Raw genomic sequence first — 25,714 nt, 5'->3', positions numbered from 1 at the left:
GCGTCTCAATCGCCGCCGGAACTTGCTGAAGAATTCAGGAAGCGGCGATGGCGCGTCCATCCACGCGACGCGGCAGAATCGCTTCGAACACCACCTGCCCCGCCTCGTTGCGTGCGGTCAATCGCCCGTGATGCGCGCGCACGAACTGGTCGGCGATGTACAAGCCCAGCCCCAGGCCCTTGCTGGGGTGGAAGCTGGCCTTGAACGGTTCGAACAGTCGCGGCAGCAGCGCCGCATCGATCTGGCCGGCATTGCGCACACGCAGGGTGACCGTATGTGCATCGCGGCCATCGACCTGCACCTGCACCGCCGAATCACCGCCATGGGTCAACGCATTGCCGACCAGGTTCGCGGCGATCTGGCCCAGCCGATCCAGGTCGCCCTGCAGGCCGCTGTCGCCATCCTGTTCGAACTGCAGCCGGGCGCTGCCATGCGCGCTGCCGGCCTCGGCCAGCACGGCACGGGTCACCTCGGCCAGGTCACACGCCGCCGCATCCATGCGCAGGCCACCGGTGCGGATGCGCGAGAAGTCCAGCAGCTGTTCCACCATGCGCGCCATGCGCACCGTACTGGCCTCCAGGTGCTTGAGCGTCTGCTGCGCCGACGCGTTGTCGGCCGGCAGCTCCAGGCTCAGCTTGTCGGCGCACAGCAGGATGGCCGACAACGGCGTGCGCAGGTCGTGGGTCAACACCGCGGCCATGGTCTCGTTGAGCTTCAGCGCCCGCTCCAGCGCCTCGTTGCGGGCCTTCAGCAACTGGCGTTGCTGGTAGAGCTCGATGAACACGCTCACCTTGCTCAGGATCACCTGCGGCGCCACAGGCTTGTGCAGGAAATCCACCGCGCCGCTTTCATAGCCCTTGAACGCGCGCACCGGGTCGTCGGGCGAGGCGGTCAGGAAGATGATCGGCACATCGCGGCTGCGCTGCGAACCGCGCATCAGCTCGGCCAGGGTGAAGCCGTCGATCTCGGGCATGTGCACATCCAGCAGCGCCAGCGCCACTTCATGCTCCAGCAGCAGCTCCAGCGCCTGGGCGCCGGAACCGGCCAGCAGCAGGTTCACCCCGTCGCGGCGCAGCAGCGCCTGCATGGCCACCAGGTTCTGCGGCACGTCATCGACGATCAGCAGGTTGACCGGGGACTGCGTCGGGGCAGGCTCAGGCGGCAGCAGGTTCATGCGAAAACTTCCTTCAGGCGACAGCACAATGTTTCAAGGGACAGCACGGCGTCAGCGCCGGCGTGCTGCAGGGCGGAGGCCGGCATCATCGATGCTTCGGCCTCCTCGGGGCATTGCAGCCAGGCGCGGCCACCGGCACTGCGCACTGCGGCCACGCCTTCGCTGCCATCACTGCTGGCCCCGGTCAGCAGTACCGCCAGCACACCCGCACCGAACACCGCCGCGGCGGATTCGAACAGCGGATCGATGGCCGGCCGCGAAAACAGCACCGGCTCATCCATCGACAGCGCCACCGCCTGGGTGTCTTCCACCAGCAGGTGGTAGTCCGGCGGCGCGAAGGTCACCGTACCCGGCTGCAGCGGCTGCTTGTCCTCGGCCTCGCGCAGGGCCACCACGCAGTACGGCGCCAGCACTTCGGCAATGCGGCTGCTGCGGTCACGCGGCAGATGCAGCACCACCAGCACCGGCACCGGCAGGCTGGCCGGCAGCGCGCCCAGCAGCTGCTGCAACGCTGCCACGCCACCCGCCGAAGCGCCCACCACCACCAGCGCCGGACGCGGCTCGGCCATCAGGCCACCTTCCGGTACAGGCGGTGCTCGCGCGAGCAGACTTCGAACGCGCCATGGTGGATGCCAAACTGCAGTGATTCCTTGCTGCCCAGGCCCAGGAAGCCCCGGTGCACCAGCGCTTCGCGGAACAGCCCGACCGCACGGTCCTGCAGATCGCGGTTGAAATAGATCAGCACGTTGCGGCAGGACACCAGATGCACTTCGGAAAACACCGTGTCGGTGGCCAGACTGTGGTCGGCAAACACCACGTTGCGGCGCAGCTGGCGATCAAACACCGCGCCATCGTAGGCGGTGGCGTAGTAATCAGACAGTGAACCGGTGCCACCGGCGGCCAGGTAATTGCGACTGAACTGCGCCAGGCGGTCGATGCCATAGGCACCGGCCTCGGCGGTGGCCAGTGCCTCCGGGTTGATATCGGTGGCGTAGACGATGCTGCGATCGAGCAGGCCTTCCTCGTGCAGCAGGATCGCCAGCGACCACACTTCCTCGCCCGTGCTGCAGCCGGCCACCCACAGCTTCACCGACGGCCAGGTGCGCAGCACCGGCACCACCTGCTCGCGCAGTTCGCGGAAATAGGCCGGGTCACGGAACATTTCCGAGACCTGCACGGTGAAGAACTGCATGGCCTGGGCGAACAGCTCCGGCTCGTGCAGCAGGCGGTGCTGCAGGTCCACCAGGCGCTCGCACTCATAGCGCTGCATGGCCTGGCGCACCCGCCGCCGCAGCGACGAGATGGCGTAGCTGCGGAAGTCGTAGTGGTAGCGCTGGTACAACGCTTCCAGCAGCACCTTCAGTTCCAGGTCGAACAGCGCCTGTTCGTTCATTGCCGCGAGCACCACACACGGCACAGCGACACCAGCTTGTCCACGTCGATGGGCTTGGCGATGTAATCATTCGCACCGGCCTGCAGGCAGCGCTCGCGGTCATCGGGCATGGCCTTGGCGGTCAGCGCAATGATCGGCAGGTCCTGCAGATGCCGCTGCGCGCGGATCTCGCGCATGGCGGTCAGCCCATCCTTCTCCGGCATCATGATGTCCATCAGCACCAGATCGACCTCGCGCTGGGCCAGGCGGTCCACCGCTTCCTGGCCGTTGCGCGCGATTTCCAGGCTCACGCCCAGCGGTTCCAGCACGCTGGACAGGGCGAAGATGTTGCGCACATCGTCTTCGGCCAGCAGCACGGTGCGCCCGTCCAGCACGGTGTCGCGGCGGCGTGCCTCGCGCAGCAGGCGCTGCTGGTCGCTGGGCAGGCTGGCTTCCACGCTGTGCAGGAACAGGGTCACTTCATCCAGCAGGCGCTCGGGCGAACGCGCGCCCTTGATGATGATGCTCTTGGAATAGCGGCGCAGGCGCTGCTCGTCTTCGCGGCTGAGCGCGCGGCCGGTGTAGACGATCACCGGCGGGAAGCCGACGTCATCGTTGCCGGCCATGTGTTCCAGCAGGTCGTAGCCGCTGCCGTCGGGCAGGGCCAGGTCCATCACCATGCAATCGAAGGTGACCGTGCTCAGCTGCTGCAGCGCCTCGGCCTGGGTGCCCACGGCCACAATCTGCAGCTGGTCCCGGCCCAGCAGCAGTTCCAGGTTGTGGCGCAGGTCGCTGTCGTCTTCCACGATCAGCAGGCGGCGCACATCGCGCTGGCTGGTCTGTTCCAGCTGCTCGATGGCGGCCACCAGGCGTTCGCGGGTGGTCGGCTTGATCGCAAACCCGATCGCGCCCAGCTCGCGCGCTACCTGGCTGCGATCCATCGCCGACACGACGTGCACCGGAATATGGCGGGTATCGGGGTTGCGCTTCAGTCGTTCCAGCACGCTCAGCCCGGATACATCGGGCAGGCCGATGTCCAGCAGGATGCCATTGGGGCGCAGCTCGACGGCCAGTGCCAGCGCTTCTTCGGCCGTGGTGGCCACCACGCAGTCGAAGTCCAGTTCGTGGGCCAGCACCACCAGCGCTTCGGCGAAGGTGGCATCGTCTTCCACGGCCAGGATCAGGCGGCCGCCATGGCGGCGGTGGCCACGATCATCGGCCACGGTGCGCACCGGCGCGGCAGCGCCATGGGCAACCCCCAGCTGCGGCGCGGGCGCCTGCACCGCGGCCGGCGCTGCAGCAATGGGGGCAACTTCAGCCGGCGCGTGCGGTACCGATTCGGCCACGGCCGGGGCGCCCTGCAGCGGCAGCTCCAGGATGAAGCAGCTGCCGCGCCCGGGTTCGCTGTCCACCTGGATATCGCCGCCCATGCGTTCGGCCAGGTCTCGCGAGATCGACAGGCCCAGGCCGGTGCCACCGTAGCGGCGGCGGGTGCTGCCATCGGCCTGGCGGAAGGCCTCGAAGATGGCCTGCAGCTGGTCGCGGGCAATGCCGATGCCACTGTCGGCCACTTCGAAACGCACCCGGCCATTGCCGCCGGCGCGCACATGCAGGCTGACCTTGCCGTGCTCGGTGAACTTCAGCGCATTGGCCAGCAGATTCTTCAGGATCTGCTGCAGGCGCTGGCTGTCGGCCACCAGCTGGGTCGGTGCCAGCGCATCGGCTTCGATCTGCAGGGCCAGGCCCTTCTGCCGCGCCATCGGTTCGAAGGTTTCGCGCAGGCGCTGCAGCACGCTGTCCACCACCACCACTTCGTCGGCCAGTTCGACATGGCCGGCTTCGATGCGCGACAGATCCAGGATGTCGTTGATCAGCGCCAGCAGATCGTTGTTGGACGACAGGATGGCGCGCGCGTACTTCACCTGCTCCTCGGTCAGCGTGCCGTCCTTGTTGTCGGCCAGCAGCTTGGCCAGGATCAGCGAGCTGTTCAGCGGCGTGCGCAGCTCGTGCGACATGTTGGCCAGGAATTCGGACTTGTAGCGCGAAGTGGCGGCCAGCTCGTTGCTGTTGCGCACCAGCTGCCCCTGCGCGACCAGCAGCGCCTGCTTCTGCGCTTCCAGTTCGTGGGTGCGCTCTTCCAGCTGCACGTTGCTCTGTTCCAGCTCGGCCTGCTGCTGCTCCAGGTGGCCCTGCGACTGCATCAGGCTGCGGCTCTGCTCTTCCAGCTCTTCGTTGGCCACGCGCAGTTCTTCCTGCTGCGCCTGCAGTTCCTCGCCCTGGCGCTGCGATTCCTCCAGCAGCACCACCAGCTGTGCACGCAGCAGCGAGGCGCGCAGTGCCATGCCGATGGTTTCGCCACAGCGCTGCAGCAGCTCGGTATCCAGCGCGGCCTGCTGGCCCGGGCTGGCGCGGCCCAGTTCGATCACGCCCACCAGGCTGCCATCGCTGCTGATCGGCGCCAGGATGCGCTCGCGCACGGCAATGCGGCCCAGGCTGGACTGCAGCTCCAGCGCCTGCGCATCGCCACCACTGAGGTGCAGCACCCGGCCATCGCGGGCCACCTGGCCGAGCAGGCCTTCCTGCAGCCCCACGGCGCTGGCAATGCCGGTGGGCAGTGCAACCCCGCCGGTCAACTGCAGGCGGCCGCCTTCAAGGCGGTACAGCGCGCCCACCTGGGCCTGCAGCTGCACGGCCAGGCTGGACATGGCGGCCTCGGCAATCTGTTCCGGGCCCAGGTCCCCGCGCAGGCTCAGGGCCACTGCATTCTCGGCTTCCTGCAGCCACAGCGCGCGCATGGCCTGGCGCCGGGCCTCGATGGCGCGCGACACGATCAGCGCGATCATCAGGAAGGCCACACCGCCAATACTGCGGTTCACGAACGAGAATGCCGAGTTGCTGCTGGCCGGCGCCACGTTGTAGCCGATGGCCAGCAGCCCGCAGGCGATCACCGCCACCATGAACGGCACCCGCGCACTGCGCTGGAACACGGTCACGCCCACGGCCATGAAGTAGGCCAGCCAGACCGCGTAGCCCAGCGGCACCACCAGTTCCAGGGCGGCAGTTGCCGCAAGCAGCACGGCGGAAGCCGTCCAGACCCAGCGGTCACGCGTGGTTGCACCAGGACGCATGCAGGTGGTTTCCAGTCGGCAAAAGGGGGATGAGGATACCCCGTGTCGCATTCAGCCGCATACGACGAATGGCACACGCCGCGCCTGCACATATCCTTCACGCTGCGCTGCCTAGGGTCTGCGCCCTTACAGGGGCTTTTTCTATTGACGTGGTCGCTGCCGCATTCACGGATTCCGCACTGACGGATCCCTCACGACAATTGCGATTGCTGATTGACAGCGTGCATGACCATGCGCTGTACCTGCTCGATCCCGATGGCATCATCTGCAGCTGGAACCCGGGCGCGCAGCGCATCAAGGGGTTCCTGGCCGAGGAAGTGGTGGGCACCCATTTCGGGCGCTTCTACCTGGCCAAGGACCGCGACGCCGGTGAACCGCAGCGCCTGCTGCAGCTCGCTGCGCGCGATGGGCACCATGCCAGCGAAGGCTGGCGGCTGCGCAAGGACGGTTCTTCGTTCCGCGCCAGCATCGTGATCGAGCCGGTGGTCGAACAGGGCCAGCTGCTGGGCTTCGTCAAGATCACCCGCGACATCACCGAAAGCTGGCAGGCGCAGCGCCTGCTGCGCGATGCCCAGCGCGCGCTGCGCCAGACCCAGCAGTTCGAGACCGTGGGCCGGCTCAGCCGCGGTTTGTCGCATGAATTCAACAACCTGCTGACCACCATCGGCAACGCCATCGATCTGGTCTCGCTGCGCGTCGGCCAGGACCCACGCGCGCAGGAGCTGCTGGCCAGCGCCCAGGCGGCCACCGACCGTGGTGCCCGGCTGACCCGCCAGCTGCTGGCGTTCAGTTCCGGGCAGACGCTGGTGCGCGACCGGGTGGACATCAATGCCTTGATCGGCGGTCAATTGGACGCCCTGCAGCGCAGCTGCCCGCCCGGCATCGGCCTGGACACCTCGATGACCCTGGACCTGCCGCCGGTGTGCCTGGACCGGGCGCAGCTGGAAACCGCGCTGGCCAACCTGGTGGCCAACGCCGCCGAAGCCACCCCGCCCGGGGGCCGGGTGCGGGTGGCCACCGCGCTGGAACGGCGCCTGGACCCCGATGCGGACGGGCACGTGGAGCGCGCATACGTTACCCTGCGTGTCCACGACGAGGGCCATGGCATGGCGCCGGAGATCGCCGAGCGCGCCAGCGAGCCCTTCTTCACCACCAAGGACATTGGCAAAGGCAGCGGCCTGGGCCTGAGCCAGGTGTTCGGTTTCACCACCCAGAGCGGCGGTTTCGTCGACGTGGCCACCACCCCCGGTGTTGGCACGACGGTCAGCCTGCTGCTTCCTGCAATAGAGGACTCCACCCATGACCGATGACCCGATCCGCGTATTGATGGTGGAGGACCAGACCGATCTGCGCGAGATGATCGGTCTGGCCCTGCGCGATTTCGGCATCGACGTGGAAACCACCGCCGACGGTCACGAAGCGGTGGCGCTGCTGCAGAGCGGCACCCGCTTCGACGTGGTGTTCAGCGATATCAGCATGCCCAACGGCATGTCGGGCATTGAACTGAGCGAGCACGTGGCCCGCGACCAGCCGCACGCGCGCATGATCCTGTCCTCCGGCTACGCGCGCTCGCAGCTGCCGCCGCTGCCCGACCAGGTCGAATTCCTGCCCAAGCCCTACCGCCTGCGCCAGCTGGTGGAACTGCTGCAGCAGCACTGATCCCGCACCGCCCCGGTAGAGTCGAGCTCGCTCGACTGCTCCTGCCCTTGCCTTTCGTAGAGTCGAGCTTGCTCGACTGCTCCTGCCCCTTGCCTTTCGTAGAGTCGAGCTTGCTCGACTGCTCCTGCCCCATCCGTCGAGCAAGCTCGACGCTACAAAAGCGCCTCGCGTGGCTCCGGGGTGCGGCCGACAATCCGGGCAACCTCCGTCGAGCAAGCTCGACGCTACGCCGCGCCGGCAAACGTCTCGTGATTGAGGTCCACCCACCCCGTCCACATCAGCTGTATGCCAATGCACAGCAGCACGAACGCCACCAGCTGCTGCATCACCACCGCACCAGTCGGGCCCAGCCGCGTAACCAGAAAAATGGAATTGCGCAGGATCAGATAGATCACGCCCACCACAAGCAGCGCCCCACCCACCGCCACGATCACACCCGACAGCAGGTGCAGCGGCGTCACCGATTCCACGTGCGTGCCCAGGGTGATGCACGCGGCAATGGTTCCCGGCCCGGTGGTCAACGGGAACGTCAGCGGAAAGAAACTCTTGCCTTCCAGTTGCGCATCGGCAATCGCCTCGGCCTGCTCCTGCGCCGGGCTGGGCGGGTCGTCAGTGCGCGCGCCCAGCATGCGCCAACCGGCGGCAGCCACCAGCAAGCCGCCACCGATACGCACCACCGGCAGGGAAATGCCGAACAACGACAGCACATAGGTGCCGACCAGCATCGCCAGCACGATCACCACGAAACTGTTCACCGCAATCTGCCGCGCCAGCTTCTTGGCCATGGCGCGGCGGTTGCCCACCGTGGAAACGAAGATCGACGCCGTGCTGAGCGGATTGATGATCGGCAGCAGGGTGACCGGCACCAGGATCAGTTCACCGGCCAGGGTCACAAGCAGGGTGGGCAACTGCACGGGCGCCTCCGTGGGGCTGGGCGGTTACCAGCGCAGGAACAGCGTGACGCCGAAGATGATCAGCACCACGACCAGCACCAGCCACAGGCCGTGGCGCTGTCTCCAGGTGGGCTTGGGCGTACCGGGGGTATTCATGGCGGAAATCCTTGCGTGGAAGGGATGACCGCAGCGTGCTGGACGCCGTGTGCAGTGGGCGTGGAGACGGGTCAGGCGCTTCAGGTTCGGGCGCAGCGGCCGCTAACCGGGTGAGTACGGACAGGCGACGCGACACCAAGGAGTTGAGATGACGTTGAGCAGAAGGGACGTCGGCGTTGCCCGGCCCAACGCAAGCCCCAGTCGGCAGGCTACACCACAACCATTCGCACGGGCATGGCGCAATTCCTTGGCAGTGCTGGCGTTGGCAGTGGCGCTAATGTGCTGCGTCGCCGCTCTTGTTGAAGTGTTCTTCCCGTTCAACAGCGCCCTCACCTATTGGGTCGCCGGCTACATCATAGGCTTTGTTTTCTGCTTGGGGGCCCACGAAATCATTGCCTGGGTAACTGGCCAGACGTCAGAGACCTGCCGCTATCTGCAGGCCATCGATCTGACGCATCGCATCCAGATCACACAGCCCCCATCGAAGTCAGGCCTGCTGGCAAACAAGCCAATGGTGGTGGTCGCCAAAGCAATGGTCTGGATGATGTTCATCGCCATAGTGGGTGCCACATCGGCGGGATTGATGTTCCAGCTCAACATTACCGCCACGCCCGAACTGACCCTCGCAATGATTATTGGAGCAGCGGTGGCCGGCGAGATCGTCCTGCCCAGTCTGGCCGGTACTCAAGCGGAACGGATCATACGGCTCACACGGCAATCCGCACGCTGCCAGAGACAGCGCGCATTCGCTCCCGAATCCGGGCCAGCTGCGTCGCCACGACCGAGAGCAGCGCAAGGGGTTGTCTGCGATCACACCTTCCCGTTCACCTTGCCGCCACAAGGTAAGTGACGCAGCCGCCCCCTCGCTGGAATGCTGAAAGCACGCTGGCTCCCCCTGTTCCACGCCTTCATTCGCCCCATCCCCCTGGCATGGTCACCGTCAGCGCCGACCACGGTGCCAGCATCGCATTGGCCCGGATGGCGGCTAGCCTCCCACTGGATGTCGGCCCGCTATCGCCCCCATCGTGAAGGCGTACCCCGCATTCTCCAACATCCCCCGAAGCCGTATCTCTGCACGCCGTGGCATTTGAAGACCGCGCGACGCGTACAGCGCGTAGACGACGTGACCGTCCGGACCCTGCTCCCTGCGCACGCTGCAATTATTGGTCTCAGAAGCATCAGACCAGATAGCCTTCAGCTTCCCTGGACCTATTGACTGACCGTTCTTCAAACGGAAGCTGAGCCAACGCACGTTCACAGGGTCGTACTTCTCTAGGTCAGCCATTGCGCACCTTCAATGCGGCGACAGAGATCCTGCAGGACGCCCGGATCCAGCCGTGGGTGCTCATCGGCACAGGACATCGGCAAGTCGATGCGGGTTGATCGCCGCACCAACGCCGGAGGCTTGCTGGACAAGTCGATCCACCAACCCTCGGGAAGCCGAAGGCCCAGTCCATTTCTGTCATAGATGTTGATGAAGAGCGGCATACCCGTATCTGAACCCCGTCGACTGCTCAGCCAGGGCGGCCACGAATGACACGGGAGGCGCATAGAAGCACTTGCGCCTCGTCCTGCTGCACTTTCAGGAAAGAATCAAGCCAACGAATTGCGGCCCCATGATTCTCAATTACTCTTCCCAGCTCATCGGTGAGGCAGCGCGCACACTCCATTCCGCCTGGACTGGGGCAACGACAGGTGCTACACGAACCCATTGTGGTCGTACTGGATGGCCTGGACTGATACATGATCTTGGCCATAAGGCTCACCGTCTGCTCGTGAAGGGCCATGTTTCCTGCTTCCGGCTGATGAGCAGAAAGCCGCGTGGTGTACGGCTTCTTGCCGCGTTTCAATGGCGAGCGTTCTGCTGCCCGCCCTGTTTATCTTTGACGTCTCCCTGTTGCCCACCTTCCTGGCTGCTTTGCTGCTGCTTCTGGGGATCCTTCCCTTCCTTTCCATCGGAACCGCCGCCGAGTCCTTCACCATCTGCTTGGCCCTGCCCCTGCTGGGCAGCGCGCTCCACCTCGCCACCTTCAGCGGGGCGACTGCCTTGACTTTGCTTGACGTTGGTCATTATTTACTCCAGCACGGCCCAATGCCGCCCATCTACAGTCCTCCTTGGCGTGTTGGGCCAGCGTGTAGCGGCAGCCCCTTTATGAACAAGGGCGCAAACAGCACAACAACCGAGCGAGTAGAGTCCAAGCTCCTGAAGGAGAGCTGCCATGGAAAGCCGTAGAGACAAAGACTATGTCGACATCAGCCGAGAACTAAGCCACTGGGAACTCGCCTTCAATGCCGGCGCGCTCCCTGCGCTCAATTTTCGCCACGAAGTCGCGCCGATTGTTCGGTTGGCCTGCGACATCTACATCAGGAACCCGCACGGCTCCAGACCCGCGTGGCTGCTCGACCTCAGGGAGCGCCTGCAACACCGGCCCAGCCTTCGAGGAGATCCTGGTGCGGAAGAGATTGCCGAAGGCTGCTGGAAACTGATCTCGGTGTCACCGCTGTAGGTACGGAAGGCTACAGCCGGCGGGCTGTTCGCCCTCCAAGACATTCACCCAGGTCCGCACTCTGGCCAACGTTCGGCCTCGTTGGTATCCGGCGCGGCGTGCTTGCCTCGATAACATGGATTCGCAGCCTGCCAGCGCGGTCTTTATGATGCGTTCACGCCTACGTGAGACACTGCGGACTCTTGGCTCTTCTCCGGTACGACGACCTTCGTGCCCGTGTCCAGCCCCATACCGGCTAGACACATGCCCGCCTTCGGCTCTTTCCGTATCATCCGGATCCGCTCAACATTGCGGAACAATCCAAACTTGGATGGTATTGAAGCCATCTTCTGCAAATGCTCGGCCTGCGATCACGTGGATCGCCTGTCGGAAGGCCACGGCTTCGCTCGGGGCGCCACCGGCATAGATCTGATCTGCCCCGCCTGCGGCGCTATGGGTGTTGTTCCCATGGATGTACTTCGGGAAAAATGGGCTGAGCAGGTCCGACGCGACCGCCTTCTTTGGATGACCGGCATCGACCCGGACGACCCGTACAGGCCGTAGATCGGAGATCAGCGCCGCCGAGGGCTTCACAGGCTTGGTGCCAAAAAGCCCCCCCTTGCGACCGGGCAGCAGCCTTCCAAGGTGCTTGCCGACGCGTCTGCATTCAACCAGTCATCCGATCCCAGGCACGATGCCGGATGGCCCCGACGACTCCTTCTTCCCCGTCAACGGGGATGAGCAGGGCCGTAACGGCCGCGTAACAAGGCTTACACTCGCCGACCCAACTCCTCGATATGTCGCTCGATAGCGGCAAGCGCAAGCTGCATGGCGTCACCTTTGCTGCGAATAGCGCCCTGCTGCGGCACGTTCACCCCTGCACCATCAACAGTGGCCAGGAAATTGAACAGGTCAGCCATTTCGCTGGTCACCGTTATCTGGAAGTGATGGCCATCTATCACGCCATGCAGCGTTCGACGGTAGCCCTCCGTCCTCATGCCCCTTCCCCTGACTTGGACGATGATCGGCCATGAACGTACGTCGTTGATCCGTGGTGACCCCGGCCCGATTCGAACGGGCGACCTTCCCCTTAGGAGGGGGACGCTCTATCCAGCTGAGCTACGGGGCCATGCAGCCGTCAAGTTTACAGGCAAGCCCCCTGCCCTCCAAGCATTCATGTTTCCCCTGCCCGGCCCCCAGCCCACTGGCGCGCCGCACCATGGGCATCCGGGCGGCTCTGCTACCATCGGCGGTTCAGTCCGCTGCATCCCCCATCTGCCCGCGGCGGCGCCTACAACGTAACGAAATACAGGAGTCTGCATGTCTTCCGAGCTGCTCAAATCCCTTGGCCTGGACGCGATCAACGCCGGCACCTACCTGGGCAACGGGGAATGGTCCAACGCCAATGGCGGTGAGCTGATCACCCCGGTGAACCCGACCACCGGCGAGGCCATCGCGCAGGTGCGCGCCACCACCGAATCCGAATACGAAATCGTCATCGCCCGTGCGCAGGAAGCCTTCAAGGTCTGGCGCACCACCCCGGCCCCGCGCCGTGGCGAGGCCGTGCGCCTGTGCGGCGAAGCGCTGCGCAAGCACAAGGACGCGCTGGGTTCGCTGGTCGCGCTGGAAATGGGCAAGAGCAAGCCCGAAGGCGACGGCGAAGTGCAGGAGATGATCGACATCGCCGATTTCGCCGTGGGCCAGAGCCGCATGCTGTACGGCTACACCATGCATTCCGAGCGCCCCGGCCACCGCATGTACGAGCAGTACCACCCGCTGGGCCTGGTCGGCATCATCTCGGCCTTCAACTTCCCGGTGGCGGTGTGGAGCTGGAACGCCTTCCTGGCCGCCATCTGCGGTGATATCTGCATCTGGAAGCCGTCCAACAAGACCCCGCTGACCGCCATCGCCTCCATGCGCATCTGTAACGAAGCGCTGCGCGAAGCCGGTTTCCCGGACATCTTCTTCCTGGTCAACGACGCCGGCACCGCCCTGTCCGAAACCCTGGTGGACGACCGCCGCGTGCCGCTGATCAGCTTCACCGGCTCCACCCAGGTCGGCCGCACCGTGAATGAAAAGGTGGCCCGCCGCCTCGGCCGCTGCCTGCTGGAACTGGGCGGCAACAACGCCATCATCCTGGACGAAACCGCCGATCTGAAGCTGGCCGTGCCGGGCATCGTGTTCGGTGCGGTCGGTACCGCCGGCCAGCGCTGCACCACCACCCGCCGCCTGATCGTGCACCGCTCGATCTACGCCGATGTGCTGGCCACGCTGGTGAAGGCCTACAAGCAGGTGGAAGGCAAGATCGGCGACCCGACCGATGCCGCCAACCTGATGGGCCCGCTGAACAGCGAAGGCGCCGTGCAGCAGTTCCTGGATGCCATCGCCCAGGCCAAGGCCGCCGGCGGCACCATCGAAACCGGTGGCACCCGCATCGACCGCGCTGGCAACTTCGTGCTGCCGGCCATCGTGTCGGGCCTGAAGAACAGCGACGCGGTGGTGCAGCACGAAACCTTCGCGCCCATCCTGTATGTCATGCCGTACGACAACATCGATGAAGCCATCGACATGCAGAACGGCGTGCCGCAGGGCCTGTCCTCGTCCATCTTCACCGCCAATCTGAAGACTGCCGAGAAGTTCCTGTCGGCCGCCGGCAGCGACTGCGGCATCGCCAACATCAACATCGGCACGTCCGGTGCGGAAATCGGCGGCGCTTTCGGTGGCGAGAAGGACACCGGCGGTGGTCGCGAATCCGGTTCGGATGCGTGGAAGGTCTACATGCGCCGCCAGACCAACACCATCAACTACTCCGATTCGCTGCCGCTGGCCCAGGGCATCAAGTTCGATCTGTGATGGCCAACGCGTTGGCGATGCCTGCGGGTCAGAGCCCCTCCGGGGATCTGACCCCTGCCCAGGGTCGGATCCCCGCAGGGGCTCCGACCCTCGACTTCAGTGGCCGCCGGGTGCTGATCGCCGGCGGCAGCAAGGGCATTGGCCGTGAACTGGCGCTGGCCTTTGCCGGCGCCGGTGCCCAGGTATCGGTCTGCGCGCGTGGCCAGGCCGGCCTGGACGCCCTGCAGGCCGACGCCCAGGCCCAGCGCACGCCGCTTCACACCACCTCCGTCGATCTGGCCGATCTCGACCAGATCGACGCCTGGCTGCACGCCGCCGCCGAGGCACTGGGCGGCATCGACGTGCTGGTGAACAACGCCACCGGCTACGGCATGGCCGACGATGAAGACGGCTGGGCAGCCAGCCTGCAGATCGACCTGATGGCCGCGGTGCGTGCCTCGCGACTGGCCCAACCGTGGCTGCGCGCCTCGACAGATGCGTGCATCCTGAACCTGTCGTCCATTGCCGCGCAGCAACCGCGCCCGGGTGGCCCGCCGTATGCCGCGGCCAAGGCCGCGCTTTCGCACTACACCACCTCGCAGGCCCTTGCGCTGGCCCCGCACCGCATTCGCGTAAATGCCATCGCCCCCGGCTCGATCGAATTCGCCGACGGCCTGTGGGATCGCCGCCGCGTGGAAGACCCCGCGCTGTACCACGGCACCCTGGCGAAGATCCCGTTCGGCCGCTTCGGCCACCCGCAGGAAATCGCCAACGCCGCCCTGTTCCTGTGCTCGCCGCTGGCACGCTGGATCACCGGCCACGTGCTCAACGTCGATGGCGGCCAGGTGTTGATGGGCTGATCTAGGCCCCGGTAGCTGCCAACTTGGTTGGCAGTCCCGCCCCGGGTTGGCGATCCGCGTCGACCAAGGTCGACGCCTACCAGAGCGTTCCCTGCCGCCCTTGGGCTTGGCCACCCGCAGGCACTATCATGTGCACACTGCCAAGGAGGACCCCGATGAGCGTGGCACCCCGACAGACCAGCACCGTGGCCGTGCTCAGCCTGGTGCTGGGCATTGCAGGCTGGACCGTACTGCCGTTCGTGGCCAGCATCGTGGCCATCATCACCGGGCACATGGCCCGCGCCGAAATCCGCCGCCGCCCCACCGATCTGGAAGGCGATGGCCTGGCCCTGACCGGGCTGATCCTGGGCTGGTTGAACGTGGGCATGGTGCTGCTGGGCATCCTGGCCTTCATCGCTTTCTTCGGCGGCCTGGCCTGGCTGGCCGCCATGTCGAACTGACCGCCATGACCGCTTCTGACAGCACCGAACGCTTCAGCAGCCGGGTGGCCGACTACGTGCGCTACCGGCCCGACTACCCCGCCGCCCTGATCGACTGGCTGCATGGCCCGATGGGCGTGCCCACCGCGGCCCTGGTGGCCGACATCGGCGCCGGCACCGGCATTTCCAGCCGCCAGTTCCTGGCCGCCGGCCATCCTCTGGTGGCGGTGGAACCCAATGCCGCCATGCGCGCCGCCGCCGAACAATGGCTGGCGCCGCAGTACCCGCTGTTCCGCGCCGTCGATGGCCGTGCCGAAGCCACCGGCCTGGCTGATGCCAGCGTGGATCTGGTGTCTGCCGCCCAGGCATTCCACTGGTTCGACACCGTGGCCGTGCGCGCCGAGTGGCAGCGCATCCTGCGCCCCGGCGGCCTGGCCCTGGTGTACTGGAACTCGCGCCTGCTCGACGCCAGCCCGTTCCTGGTCGGCTACGAGCAACTGCTGCTGGACTTCGGCACCGACTACACCGCTGTGGCCGAGCGCTACCAGGACGATGCCACCATGCAGGCCTGGTTCGGCCCCGGCCTGCGTGGCTGGGTGCAGTTGCCCAACGTGCAGCACCTGGATCTGGACGCCCTGCGCGGCCGCCTGCTGTCGTCCTCGTATGCGCCGCAGGCCGGGCACCCGCGCCACGATGCCATGCTGGCCGCACTGCAGGACCTGTTCGCCGCCCACGCCGTGGACGGCCAGGTCGCCTTTGAATATCAAACCCGAGCCTTCCTCGGCACGCTGGACTGAAACCACCGCATGTATTCGCTTGCCCGCCCCTTCCTGTTCTCGCTCGACGCCGAGCGCGCCCACGGCCTCGGCCTGTCCGCCCTGGACCTGGCCTACCGCACCGGCACCACGCCGCTGCTGGCCGCACGCATCGCGCCGATGCCCAGCACGGTGTTCGGGCTGACCTTCCCCAATCCGGTCGGCCTGGCCGCCGGCCTGGACAAGAACGGCGAGCACATCGATGCGCTGTTCGCGCTCGGTTTTGGCTTCGTGGAAATCGGCACCATCACCCCGCGCCCGCAGGAAGGCAATCCGAAGCCGCGCCTGTTCCGCCTGCCCGCCCACAGCGCCATCATCAACCGCATGGGCTTCAACAATGCCGGCGTGGACGCGCTTGTGCGCAACGTGGAACGCGCGCGTGACCGCCGCGGCCTGCTCGGCATCAACATCGGCAAGAACAAGGACACCCCCAACGAACAGGCCGTGGACGATTACATCGCCTGCCTGGACAAGGTGTATCCGCTGGCCGACTACATCACGGTGAACATCTCTTCGCCCAACACCGCCGGGCTGCGCGAGCTGCAGGAAGAAACCGCGCTGCGCCAGCTGGTGGCACAGCTGCGCGACCGCCAGGAAGCGCTGGCCGCGCAGCATGGCCGCCGCGTGCCGATGCTGGTGAAGGTGGCACCGGACCTGAGCGAGCGCGACATCGATGCCGCCGCACGCGTGCTGGGCGAGCTGCAGGTGGACGGGGTGATCGCCACCAACACCACCATCGACCGCAGCCGCGTGGCCGGCGATCCGCTGGCCAACGAGGCTGGCGGCCTGTCCGGTGCGCCGGTGCTGGACCAGTCCACCCTGGTGCTGCGCCGCCTGCGCGCGCGCCTGCCCGAATCCATTCCGCTGGTCGGCGTGGGCGGCATCCTGTCCGGGGCCGATGCGGTGGCCAAGATGGCCGCCGGTGCGTCGCTGGTGCAGTGCTACAGCGGCCTGATCTACAAGGGCCCTGCGCTGGTGGTCGACTGCGTGGAAGCGATCCGTCGCCGCCGCGAGGCGCCCAGCCGTGGCGCGGTGGCACCGCTGTGAGCACCGCCCCCTTGCGCTGGACCCTGACCGAAAACGCGCCGCTGCAGGCGCTGAATACCTTCCATGTGCAGGCCACGGCAGCACAGCTGCTGGAACTGCACGACCCGGCCCTGCTGCCCGACGTGCTGGCCCTGCCCAGCGTTGCCGGCGGCCCGCTGCTGGTGCTGGGCAGCGGCAGCAACGTGCTGATCGCCGACGACCTGCCCGGCACCGTGCTGGTGTTCGGCAACCGCGATATCAGCTTCCTGGAACACCGCGCCGACCACGCGGTCATCCGCGCCGGTGCCGGTGTGCCTTGGCACGGCCTGGTGATGTGGTCGCTGCAGAATGGCTTGTCCGGGCTGGAAAACCTGGCACTGATTCCCGGCACCGCCGGTGCCGCGCCGATCCAGAACATCGGTGCCTACGGCGCGCAGGTGGGCGAATTCATCCAGGCCGTTGAAGCCTGGGATTGCCAGGACCAGGCCTGGGTGCGGCTGGACAACGAACAGTGCGGCTTCGGCTACCGCGACAGCGTATTCAAGCAGCAGGCCGATCGCTACCTGATCACCGCCATCGAACTGAAGCTGCCGCTGCTGCACGATCTGCGCATGGATTACGCCGGCATCCGCGAGGAACTGCAGGCACAGGGCGTGGAACTGCCCAGCGCGGTGGACGTGGCCAACGCGGTCATCGCCATCCGCCGCCGCAAGCTGCCCGACCCCGATGTGCTGGGCAATGCCGGCAGTTTCTTCAAGAACCCGGTGCTGCCGCTGGAACAGACCGAGGTGCTGCTGCAGCACTTCCCCGAGCTTCCGGTGTTCCCGGCCGAGCGCGAGGACCAGCGCAAGGTGTCGGCGGCATGGATGATCGACGCCTGCGGCTGGAAGGGCTTCCGCGAAGGCGATGCCGGCGTGGCCGCCAGCCACGCACTGGTGCTGGTGAACCACGGCAATGCCAGCGGCGCCGAACTGCTGGCGCTGGCCCGGCGCATTTCCGCCTCGGTGCTGGAAAAATTCGGCGTGCCCATTGAACCGGAACCGCGCCTGCTCGGCGCCCAGTGGTGAACACCGCCGTGCAGGGCCCGGCCGCCGCCCCATTGCGGGCGGCACTGCTGATGCTGGGCAGCACCCTGGCGTTCGGGCTGATGGCGGTGGCGATCCGCTACGCCACCCGCTACGTGCCCACCCAGGAAGTCGCCTTCTTCCGTAATGCCTTCGGCCTGCTGGCGCTGATACCCATGCTGCTGCGCCCGGGCCGTGCGCCGTTGAAGACCCAGCAGCTGCCGCGCTACTTCGTGCGCAGTGCCATCGGCCTGGCCTCGATGCTGTGCGCGTTCTGGGCGCTGGGCCACCTGCCGCTGGCGCAGGCGGTATCGCTGTCCTATTCCACGCCGCTGTTCGTCACCATTGCCGCCGTGCTGTGGCTGGGCGAGATCGTGCGCGTGCGCCGCTGGGCGGCGGTGGTGATCGGCTTCATCGGCGTGCTGGTGATCGTGCGGCCCGGCACCACCGGCTTTTCCGCAGGCAGCCTGGTGGCCGTGGCCGCCGCCCTGCTCAGCTCGCTGGTGGCGATCCAGATCAAGCAGCTCACCCGCGTGGACAGCGCCGATACGGTGGTGCTCTACACCTACGTGTTCTGGGTGCCGCTGTCGCTGGTACCGGCGCTGTTCGTGTGGGTATGGCCCACCGACATGGCCTGGGTGTGGCTGGTGGCCACCGGCGTGATGGGCACCGTGGGCCAGCTGCTGTGGACCCGCGCGCTACGCTTGGGCGAAGTGTCTGCACTGACCCCGATCAGCTTCCTGCAGCTGCCCTTGGTGACCCTGTGTGGCTGGCTGCTGTTTGGCGAAACCATCGACCGCTGGACCCTGATCGGCGCCGGCATCATCCTGGCCGCCAACGCCTACATCGCCCACCGCGAAGCCGTACTGGCCCGCCGCGCCCGCGCGCCTGCCCCGTAGAGTCGAGCTTGCTCGACTGCTCTTGCTCCTGCCTTTCGTAGAGTCGAGCTTGCTCGACTGCTCTTTGTAGAGTCGAGCCACGCTCGACTGAATCGCTGAAAGCAGTCGAGCAAGCTCGACTCTACAAACACCGGCAGTCGAGCAAGCTCGACTCTACGCCGCCGTGCACGCCACCCGGTACGCGCGCTCGGCCGCATCCACCACATTCCCCGGCGCAAACTGCTCGCCCAGGAAATGCAGCGCCTGCCGCCGCTGCTGCACCGCACGTCCCTGCGCCTGCGCCCCCAACAACATCTGCTGGAACTCGATCAGATCCTGCAGCACGCGCACATGCCGGTACCAGGCAATCCATCGCGCATCGCCCAGGTCTTCGCCATAGCCTTCCACGAATCCCTGCGGGCGCTCGCGCCCCCAGCGACCGCCCACCGCGCCGCCCACGAACATCAGGTCGCGTTCGCGCGGGGCCAGCGCCAGGCCATCCCAGTCGATCAGATGCAGCCGGCCACCCGTATCCATCAACAGATTGCCGGCATGCAGATCGGTATGGCACACCCGCAGTTCTGCACGCTGGTGTTGCAGGCCATGCTGAAGTTCCTCTGCGCGTGCATGCAGCTGCGCAATGCGCGCACGCTGTTGCTGCCACAGCGCCAGGAACGCCTCGCCCCAACGGTCCGTGGCCGTCGGCAGCGCACCGGGCTGCTGCAGCCACTGCCCCACCGTCAGCAGCGCGTCGGTATCCAGCGCAACCTGCGGCAGCGCGCTCGCCATCGCTTCCGGCAGGCGCGCCTGGTGCAGGCAACGCAGCACGCGGCCCAACTGCTGCCACTGCGCCGAACTCAGCGGCGCCTCGAAGCCGGATTGCCCTTCAATATAGGGAAACAGCGTGAACTGCAGGCCCCAGCGCTGTGCCGACGCGGCACCGGCCAGCGTGGGCCACGGCGCCACGATCTCCTTGATGCCCAGCGTGCCGCGCAACCAGTGCAGGTTGTCCCACACTGCCGGGTTCACCTGGTAACGGCGGCACTTCAGCCACCACTGCGCATTGCGCGCATCAATGCGGTACACCGCCGCATGGGCATCGGCGCCTACCGCGCGCGACACCACCGCCGTGGGCGTGATGCCATAGGACTGCTGCAGGACTTCCCCGATCTGCGGCACCGTTGCAAGTGACATGAACACCCGACTGCGTGGAGGGCACGCCCACTATCGCAGACACGCTTTACAGCGCGCAGGCAAACCGGTCACATCTTTGGCCAGCTGCGACAAAACAGCGCAGCGTCACGTCACTTCGCGTAGTGCCCCAGGAACATCGCCACGGCCGATTCGGCCACCCGCGCACGCTCGGCGGCGGCCAGCGGCGGCTGCCCCAGCGTTACCTGCGGCCAGAACGCAAAGCCCTTCACCAGGCCCTGCAACTGCTGGTCCGCGAATTCCGGATCGACCTCGCGCAAGCGACCGTCGGCCACCGCAGCGCGCACCCACGCGCTCACCCCGCCCTCTTTTTCGCCCATGCGGCAGACGATGGCCTGCGCGCGTTCGGGCGAATGGATGATCTCGGCCATCGCCACCCGTGCCAGGTCGATGAAGTTGGGGTCGCCCAGCAGCTCCAGTTTCTTCGCCAGCAACTGCAGCAACTGCGCCTGCAGCGGCTGGTCGGCGCGATAGGGAACGTCCACGCTGGCCACGCTGCTTTCCCACAGCTCTTCCAGGATCAGCGCGAACAACTCTTCCTTGCTGGGGAAATGGTTGTAGACCGTGCGCTTGGAAACGCCGGCCGCCGCCGCGATGCGGTCCATGCTGGTCGCCTCGTAGCCCGCCGCGCGGAACTCTTCCACCGCCGCGCGCACGATGGCTTCGCGTTTGCGATCGGTCAGGCGTTGCGGGGCACGGGACATGGGATTACCGAGATTCTGAACGGACGCCGACATTTTACACCGGCCAGTGTACTTTCCTGAAATCGGAAACTACACTGTGCAGTGTACCCAGCGGACGTCCCCGATGAAGCGCCTGCTCCTTGTCCTCCTGCTTGGAACCCTTGCCGTGACCGCTTATACGTTCTGCAAATCCTGGTCCCTGCCCGACTTCCCCGACTCGCCGCAGTACCGCGACGGCAAGTTCCGCAACGTCGTGCCCAAGCCGGCCATGGGCCTGCGCGACGGCCTGGAAATCTGGTGGACCTTCCTGTTCAACAAGCCCAAGGGCACCGTGCCCACGCAGCCCATTCCGGTGCAGCCGCTGGACCGCGCCACGCTGGACGCCGCGCCCGATCGCAGCCTGTTCCGCCTGGGCCATTCCACCCTGCTGCTGAAGCTGCGCGGCCAGTACTGGCTGACCGACCCGGTGTTCTCCGAACGCGCCTCGCCGGTGCAATGGATGGGTCCGGCACGCTTCCACGCACCGCCCATCAGCATCGACGAACTGCCGCCCATCGCCGGCGTCATCCTGTCGCACAACCACTACGACCACCTCGACCATGCCGCCGTGCTGGCGCTGGCTGGCAAGACCACGCGCTTCATCGCGCCGCTGGGCGTGGGCGACCAGTTGATCGCCTGGGGCATCGATGCAGCCAAGGTGGAACAGCTGGACTGGTGGCAGAGCACCACCGCTGGCGGCCTGCGCCTGACCGCCACCCCGGGCCAGCATTTTTCCGGTCGTGGCCTGGGCGACAGCGACCGCAGCCTGTGGGCGTCGTGGGTCATCCAGGATGACGACTTCCGCATTTTCTTCAGCGGCGATACCGGCTACTTCGATGGCTTCAAGGCCATTGGTGAAAAGTACGGCCCGTTCGATCTGACCATGATCGAAACCGGCGCCTACGACGAACGCTGGGCCTTCGTACACATGCAGCCCGAACAGACCCTGCAGGCGCACCTGGATCTGCGCGGCAAGTGGCTGCTGCCGATCCACAACGGCACCTTCGACCTGGCCCTGCACGACTGGCAGCAACCGTTCGAACGCATCACCGCCCTGGCCGCTGCCCACAACGTCCCGGTCGCCACCCCGATCATGGGCGAAGCCCTGGACATGCAGGCCCCCACGCCCGGCACCCGCTGGTGGGAATCCCCCCGATAACCCCAGCCGGTAGGTGCCAACCTTGGTTGGCACGCCTTCTACCGCCGCCGCCCCACCCCGGTAGGTGCCAACCTTGGTTGGCACGCCTCCTCGAGCAAGCTCGCCGCTACCGCAGGCGTTGCGACTCCATGCCCACGTTCACCTGCGCCGCCGCGGCAACAACGCAGCAACGTCGCTCAGCCCCGCCAGTTCAGGGCTGACATCGATCAACTGGGCCACAGGCACGGCTCGGCGTACATCGGCAAGCGCCGATGAAACAGCGTCCTGAACGTTGGCGGCCTGTCTGCAGAACTCAAGCGCAAACCGGCCTGGCCGCCCAATCCCCAACAGCGCATCGTCGCAACCCGCTTCCGCAAAGCGCAGTTCCAGAGCGCCTGCGCATAAGCGGGCACCGGGCAATCGGTAGGTCAGCGTGAACGTGAATCCGGTCATGGGCGCAGCTCTTGCCACAGGTATCCGTCATTACACATGCATTCCTTGGCAGCGCTCCAGAGGCACACGCGTCACTCGGATAAACGCCAACCCGGGTTGGCACGCCGTCCCTACCCTGACCCGCCCACATACTGCGATGCGTCATGTAACCGCTTACATCCCTTGCTAGCGTAGCCCTGCCCGTTCCCGGGCCGTGCTCATGTGAGGCCTTCGCAATGACGCTCTGCGCCGACCGCTGCACAACTCCCCCGCCGCACCGGCGCCTCGCCCAGGCACTGCTGCTGCCCACCCTCGCACTGGCGGCAGCGGTCAGCGCACAGAACCTGCCACCGCGCGCGCAATGGCAGGCCAGCGCCTCATCGCAGCAGGTGCCAGCGATGGCCATCAGCCACCTGATCGACAACGATCCGAAGACGGTGACCGGTGGCGCGTTCAGCCCCGGCCATTGGTTCCAGATCGATCTGGGTAAACCGGCAATGCTGGCAGGCGCGCGCCTCACCTGGGATGTCTCCAACCCCGAAGCCTATTCGCTGCAGACCTCGCTCGATGGCACGCAGTGGCAGACGGCCTACGTCATGGCCGATTCGCTGGGCGGCATCGAAACCCTGTACTTCGCGCCCCGCCAGGCCCGCTACCTGCGCCTGGCCAGCCCACAGCGCACGTCCGACTGGGGTGTGTCCATCTTCGAAATGGAACCGCTCGACACCACGCTCAGCGCACGGGTGGCCGGTCTGGATGCCACCCAGACCGCTGCGCTATGGCAGGGCGGCGGCACGGTTGCCCTACCCGCCGGCAAGGGCGGCGGCCACACGCTCGACATCATCCTGCCCCGCGCGCAGCCCAGCACCGGGCTGGCGGTGGACTGGGCCAGCGTGCACGGCGCCGCACGCCTGCAGGCACAGGACGCGCAAGGTCGCTGGCACGAGCTGGCGCGCGATGCGCAGGCTGCCACGCGGCAGCAGAGTTGGCTGGCAGCCGATGCACCGCTCGACCTGCAGGCACTGCGGCTGACCGTGCAAGGCGACGCACCGCAGGTCAAACGCATCCGCCTGCTCGGCCCGAAGGCCGTGATGACACCGATGAAGCGCTACCAGATCGCTGCCAGCGGCGCGCAGCGCGCGTTGTTCCCTGCCTCACTGCACATGCAGCAGACGTACTGGACGGCAGTGGGCGTGCACGCGGGCCGGCAGAAATCGATCTTCGACGAATACGGCAACATCGAGGCCTTCAAGGGTGCGCCGCTGGTTCAACCGATCTGGCGCAGCGCCGATGGCCGCACCGCCGGCGCCGCCGGACACCCCGTGCAGCACGCCCTTCGCGATGGCTGGAAGCCAATGCCATCGGCCATCTGGTCGCCGCAGCCGGGGCTGGAACTGCGCAGCGAGGCCTTCGCCATCGAGCGCGACGGTCAGCCGGTCACCTTCGTGCGCCATCGTCTGCACAACACCGGCACTACAGCGATCGAAGGCACGCTGAACTTGGCCGTGCGACCGATGCAGATGAACCCGCCTTGGCAGAACGGCGGGCTGTCGCCGATCCGCGAGGTGGCCGTTGCAGACAACGCCGTGCGCGTGAATGGCCGCATCCTGCTGCAGTCACTCACCAGCGTGGATGCCGCAGGCAGCGCACCGTTCGGCAACGAAGGCGACACCGAAATCACCGCGGCCATCGCCAGCGGACAGCTGCCTGCAGCGAAACAGGCCAGCGATGCCACCGGCCTGGCAGCGGCGGCGTTGAGCTATCGCATCCGCCTGGCCCCCGGTGCCAGCGATGCGGTGGTGGTGGCCTTCCCGCTGGGCACCGCCAACGCTGATGCCAATGGCGTGCTGCCGCAGGCACCGGCCCTCGACCTCGCGTCGCTGCCGCGCGACGGCGACACGGCCTTCGACACGCTGGCCAGCCGCGCCTCCAACGATTGGCAGGCACGGCTGGGCCAGGTGGGCCTGCGCCTGCCCGATCCTTCGCTGGTGGACATGCTGCGCGCGCAGGCCGCCTACATGCTGATCAACCAGACCGGTCCGGCCATGCAGCCCGGCCCCCGCAACTACAACCGTTCCTTCATCCGCGATGGCATGGCGACCTCGGCCGTGCTGCTGCGCATGGGCGAAGCCAAGGTCGCGCGCGACTACCTGGCCTGGTACAGCGAACACGGCGTGCATGACAACGGCCTGGTGTCACCCATCCTCAACGACGATGGCAGCGTGAATACCGGCTTCGGCTCGGACATCGAGTACGACAGCCAGGGCCAGTACATCACCTTGGTGGCCGATGTCGCACGGCTGGATGGCGGGCCGGAAAGCGTGCGTGCCTATCTGCCCAAGGTGAAGGCCGCGCTGCGCTTCCTGCAGGAACTACGCGAACGCACCCTGGTGCCGGGTTACATGGCCGACCAACCGTCGCCGGAGCGCTTCGCCGGCATTCTGGCGCCGTCGATCAGCCACGAGGGCTACCCCTCACCGACCCACAGCTACTGGGACGACTACTGGGGTCTGAAGGGCTGGCATGATGGCGCGTGGTTGGCCGAATCGCTGGGCGACCACGAAACCGCAAGGTGGGCGCACGAACAGTACAAGGCGCTGTACGACGCACTGCATGCCTCGATCCGCGCGACCATGGCATGGAAGGGCATCGACTTCATTCCGTCCTCGGCAGACCTCGGCGACGGCGACCCGACCGGTGTTTTGATCGCACTGGACCCCACCGGCGCGCAGAGCGTGCTGCCCGCCGAGGCCCTGCGCACCACCTTCGCCCGCTATCTGGACGATGTGCGCAAGCGCAACCAGCCCGGCGCGCTATATGCCTATACACCGTACGAAATCCGCAACGTGCTGAGCTACGTACACCTGGGCCAACCCGAAGCAGCCGACGAACTGCTGCAGGGCCTGCTGCACGATCGCCGGCCGCTGCAGTGGCAGGTGCTGGCGGAAGTAGTGCATTCACGTCTGCGCTTCCCGCGCTACCTGGGCGACATGCCGCACACCTGGATCGGCGCCGAGTACGGCCGCACCCTGTTCGGCATGCTGATGCGCGAAGACGACGACGCGCTGTCGCTGTTGCCGGGGGCGCCCCCGTCCTGGGTAGCGGGTGAAGGCCTGGCCGTGGACCGCCTGCCCACCGCCTACGGCACGCTGCAGATGCAGGCACGGCAGCACGACGGCAGCTTGACCGTGTCGCTCGGCAAAGGACTGCGCAAGGGCACGCCTGTGCGCGTGTGGTGGCCCAGCCGCACCTTGCCGAAGGACGTCCGCGTGGATGGGCGAGCGGTATCGAACTTCGACAAAGATGGCGTGCTGCTGGCGAAATCCTTCAAGACGCTTGAGGCGCGTTGGCCGTGACCCGAGTGGGTGCCAACCTTGGTTGGCACGCACCGCCTTGGTAGGTGCCAACCTTGGTTGGCACGCTTTGCCTTGGTAGGTGCCAACCTTGG

The 25,714-nt window shown here is 66.5% G+C and carries 23 protein-coding genes, 1 tRNA gene and 1 pseudogene; 14 read left to right on the top strand and 11 right to left on the bottom strand.

The features are described from left to right. Nucleotides 1-34 precede the first annotated feature (34 nt). From C1931_RS08860 to C1931_RS08845, 4 genes are read right to left on the bottom strand one after another with little or no spacing between them, the layout of a single operon-like run. The gene (locus C1931_RS08860) at nt 35-1,174 is read right to left on the bottom strand and encodes a hybrid sensor histidine kinase/response regulator (RefSeq protein ID WP_108756045.1); all 1,140 of its coding nucleotides are present in this window, start codon (nt 1,172-1,174) and stop codon (nt 35-37) included. Beyond that, nucleotides 1,171-1,743 carry a chemotaxis protein CheB gene (locus C1931_RS08855; RefSeq protein WP_108756044.1) on the bottom strand — a complete coding sequence of 191 codons (573 nt, stop codon included), beginning with the start codon at nt 1,741-1,743 and terminating at the stop codon, nt 1,171-1,173. Before C1931_RS08855 ends, C1931_RS08860 begins: the two co-directional genes overlap by 4 nt. Continuing rightward, nucleotides 1,743-2,567, bottom strand: coding sequence for a CheR family methyltransferase (locus C1931_RS08850; RefSeq protein ID WP_108752931.1), 825 nt, complete (start codon nt 2,565-2,567; stop codon nt 1,743-1,745). Before C1931_RS08850 ends, C1931_RS08855 begins: the two co-directional genes overlap by 1 nt. Then, a complete protein-coding gene (locus C1931_RS08845) occupies nt 2,564-5,674 on the bottom strand; it encodes a response regulator (RefSeq protein ID WP_108756043.1) in 3,111 nt (1,036 codons plus the stop codon). The genes C1931_RS08850 and C1931_RS08845 overlap by 4 nt, the downstream gene beginning before the upstream one ends. A 149-nt stretch (nt 5,675-5,823) precedes the next feature. Here C1931_RS08845 and C1931_RS08840 point away from each other — a divergent pair, with 149 nt between their 5' ends. Both C1931_RS08840 and C1931_RS08835 read left to right on the top strand, forming a co-directional pair. Then, complete coding sequence (locus tag C1931_RS08840; RefSeq protein ID WP_234412892.1) at nt 5,824-6,984, top strand: ATP-binding protein; 1,161 nt, start codon at nt 5,824-5,826, stop codon at nt 6,982-6,984. Then, the gene (locus C1931_RS08835; protein WP_108749445.1) at nt 6,974-7,333 is read left to right on the top strand and encodes a response regulator; all 360 of its coding nucleotides are present in this window, start codon (nt 6,974-6,976) and stop codon (nt 7,331-7,333) included. The genes C1931_RS08840 and C1931_RS08835 overlap by 11 nt, the downstream gene beginning before the upstream one ends. Before the next feature lie 224 nt (nt 7,334-7,557). Here C1931_RS08835 and C1931_RS08830 read toward each other — a convergent pair whose 3' ends face one another. Then, nucleotides 7,558-8,247: a MarC family protein gene (locus tag C1931_RS08830; RefSeq protein WP_108752928.1), complete on the bottom strand. Its 690-nt coding sequence runs from the start codon at nt 8,245-8,247 to the stop codon at nt 7,558-7,560. A gap of 382 nt (nt 8,248-8,629) precedes the next feature. Here C1931_RS08830 and C1931_RS08825 point away from each other — a divergent pair, with 382 nt between their 5' ends. Next, nucleotides 8,630-9,232, top strand: coding sequence for a hypothetical protein (locus tag C1931_RS08825; RefSeq protein ID WP_159095458.1), 603 nt, complete (start codon nt 8,630-8,632; stop codon nt 9,230-9,232). Between the two features lie 996 nt (nt 9,233-10,228). Here C1931_RS08825 and C1931_RS20265 read toward each other — a convergent pair. Continuing rightward, on the bottom strand, nt 10,229-10,453 hold the full coding sequence (locus C1931_RS20265) for a hypothetical protein (protein ID WP_159093578.1): 225 nt from the start codon (nt 10,451-10,453) through the stop codon (nt 10,229-10,231). Nucleotides 10,454-10,601: 148 nt separating this feature from the next. On the opposite strand from C1931_RS20265, the gene C1931_RS08800 reads away from it, so the two are divergent. After that, complete coding sequence (locus C1931_RS08800; protein WP_108756037.1) at nt 10,602-10,889, top strand: hypothetical protein; 288 nt, start codon at nt 10,602-10,604, stop codon at nt 10,887-10,889. A gap of 243 nt (nt 10,890-11,132) precedes the next feature. Continuing rightward, nucleotides 11,133-11,432: a hypothetical protein gene (locus C1931_RS20260; protein ID WP_159093577.1), complete on the top strand. Its 300-nt coding sequence runs from the start codon at nt 11,133-11,135 to the stop codon at nt 11,430-11,432. 206 nt (nt 11,433-11,638) lie between these two features. Here C1931_RS20260 and C1931_RS08790 read toward each other — a convergent pair whose 3' ends face one another. Together C1931_RS08790 and C1931_RS08785 are read right to left on the bottom strand one after the other, a co-directional pair. Further along, nucleotides 11,639-11,788: a hypothetical protein gene (locus C1931_RS08790; RefSeq protein ID WP_234412756.1), complete on the bottom strand. Its 150-nt coding sequence runs from the start codon at nt 11,786-11,788 to the stop codon at nt 11,639-11,641. 132 nt (nt 11,789-11,920) lie between these two features. Beyond that, nucleotides 11,921-11,997: transfer RNA gene (locus C1931_RS08785), tRNA-Arg, on the bottom strand. Nucleotides 11,998-12,188: 191 nt separating this feature from the next. Between C1931_RS08785 and C1931_RS08780 the strand changes: the two genes are divergently transcribed. The 7 genes from C1931_RS08780 (at nt 12,189) to C1931_RS08750 (ending at nt 18,783) form a co-directional block, all read left to right on the top strand. After that, a complete protein-coding gene (locus C1931_RS08780; protein WP_108752925.1) occupies nt 12,189-13,721 on the top strand; it encodes an aldehyde dehydrogenase family protein in 1,533 nt (510 codons plus the stop codon). Then, entirely contained in the window at nt 13,721-14,560 is an 840-nt protein-coding gene (locus tag C1931_RS08775) for an SDR family oxidoreductase (protein WP_108756034.1), read from the top strand. Before C1931_RS08780 ends, C1931_RS08775 begins: the two co-directional genes overlap by 1 nt. 155 nt (nt 14,561-14,715) lie before the next feature. After that, nucleotides 14,716-15,000, top strand: coding sequence for a DUF4190 domain-containing protein (locus C1931_RS08770; RefSeq protein WP_108752923.1), 285 nt, complete (start codon nt 14,716-14,718; stop codon nt 14,998-15,000). 5 nt (nt 15,001-15,005) lie between these two features. Continuing rightward, the gene (locus C1931_RS08765; protein ID WP_108756033.1) at nt 15,006-15,776 is read left to right on the top strand and encodes a class I SAM-dependent methyltransferase; all 771 of its coding nucleotides are present in this window, start codon (nt 15,006-15,008) and stop codon (nt 15,774-15,776) included. A 9-nt stretch (nt 15,777-15,785) separates the two neighbouring features. Next, complete coding sequence (locus C1931_RS08760) at nt 15,786-16,841, top strand: quinone-dependent dihydroorotate dehydrogenase (RefSeq protein WP_108756032.1); 1,056 nt, start codon at nt 15,786-15,788, stop codon at nt 16,839-16,841. Then, nucleotides 16,838-17,887, top strand: coding sequence for a UDP-N-acetylmuramate dehydrogenase (gene murB, locus C1931_RS08755; protein WP_108756031.1), 1,050 nt, complete (start codon nt 16,838-16,840; stop codon nt 17,885-17,887). The genes C1931_RS08760 and murB overlap by 4 nt, the downstream gene beginning before the upstream one ends. Nucleotides 17,888-17,919: 32 nt before the next feature. Beyond that, on the top strand, nt 17,920-18,783 hold the full coding sequence (locus tag C1931_RS08750; RefSeq protein ID WP_108757706.1) for a DMT family transporter: 864 nt from the start codon (nt 17,920-17,922) through the stop codon (nt 18,781-18,783). Between the two features lie 153 nt (nt 18,784-18,936). On the opposite strand, the gene C1931_RS08745 is transcribed toward C1931_RS08750, so the two are convergent. Next, nucleotides 18,937-19,956 (bottom strand): aminoglycoside phosphotransferase family protein, encoded by a 1,020-nt coding sequence (locus C1931_RS08745; protein ID WP_108757705.1) that lies wholly within the window; start codon nt 19,954-19,956, stop codon nt 18,937-18,939. Between the two features lie 110 nt (nt 19,957-20,066). After that, nucleotides 20,067-20,678, bottom strand: coding sequence for a TetR/AcrR family transcriptional regulator (locus C1931_RS08740; protein ID WP_108756030.1), 612 nt, complete (start codon nt 20,676-20,678; stop codon nt 20,067-20,069). A gap of 103 nt (nt 20,679-20,781) precedes the next feature. Between C1931_RS08740 and C1931_RS08735 the strand changes: the two genes are divergently transcribed. Next, nucleotides 20,782-21,855 (top strand): MBL fold metallo-hydrolase, encoded by a 1,074-nt coding sequence (locus tag C1931_RS08735; protein ID WP_108756029.1) that lies wholly within the window; start codon nt 20,782-20,784, stop codon nt 21,853-21,855. A 156-nt stretch (nt 21,856-22,011) separates the two neighbouring features. On the opposite strand, the pseudogene C1931_RS08730 reads toward C1931_RS08735, so the two are convergent. Next, a pseudogene (locus C1931_RS08730) lies at nt 22,012-22,287 on the bottom strand (DNA-binding protein); the annotation flags it as partial. Between the two features lie 215 nt (nt 22,288-22,502). Here C1931_RS08730 and C1931_RS08725 point away from each other — a divergent pair. Next, on the top strand, nt 22,503-25,622 hold the full coding sequence (locus C1931_RS08725) for a discoidin domain-containing protein (RefSeq protein ID WP_108756027.1): 3,120 nt from the start codon (nt 22,503-22,505) through the stop codon (nt 25,620-25,622). Nucleotides 25,623-25,714: the final 92 nt, after the last annotated feature.

It is taken from the genome of Stenotrophomonas sp. YAU14A_MKIMI4_1, assembly GCF_003086855.1.
Classification (GTDB): domain Bacteria; phylum Pseudomonadota; class Gammaproteobacteria; order Xanthomonadales; family Xanthomonadaceae; genus Stenotrophomonas.
This window is presented reverse-complemented; position numbering and strand designations above follow the sequence as displayed.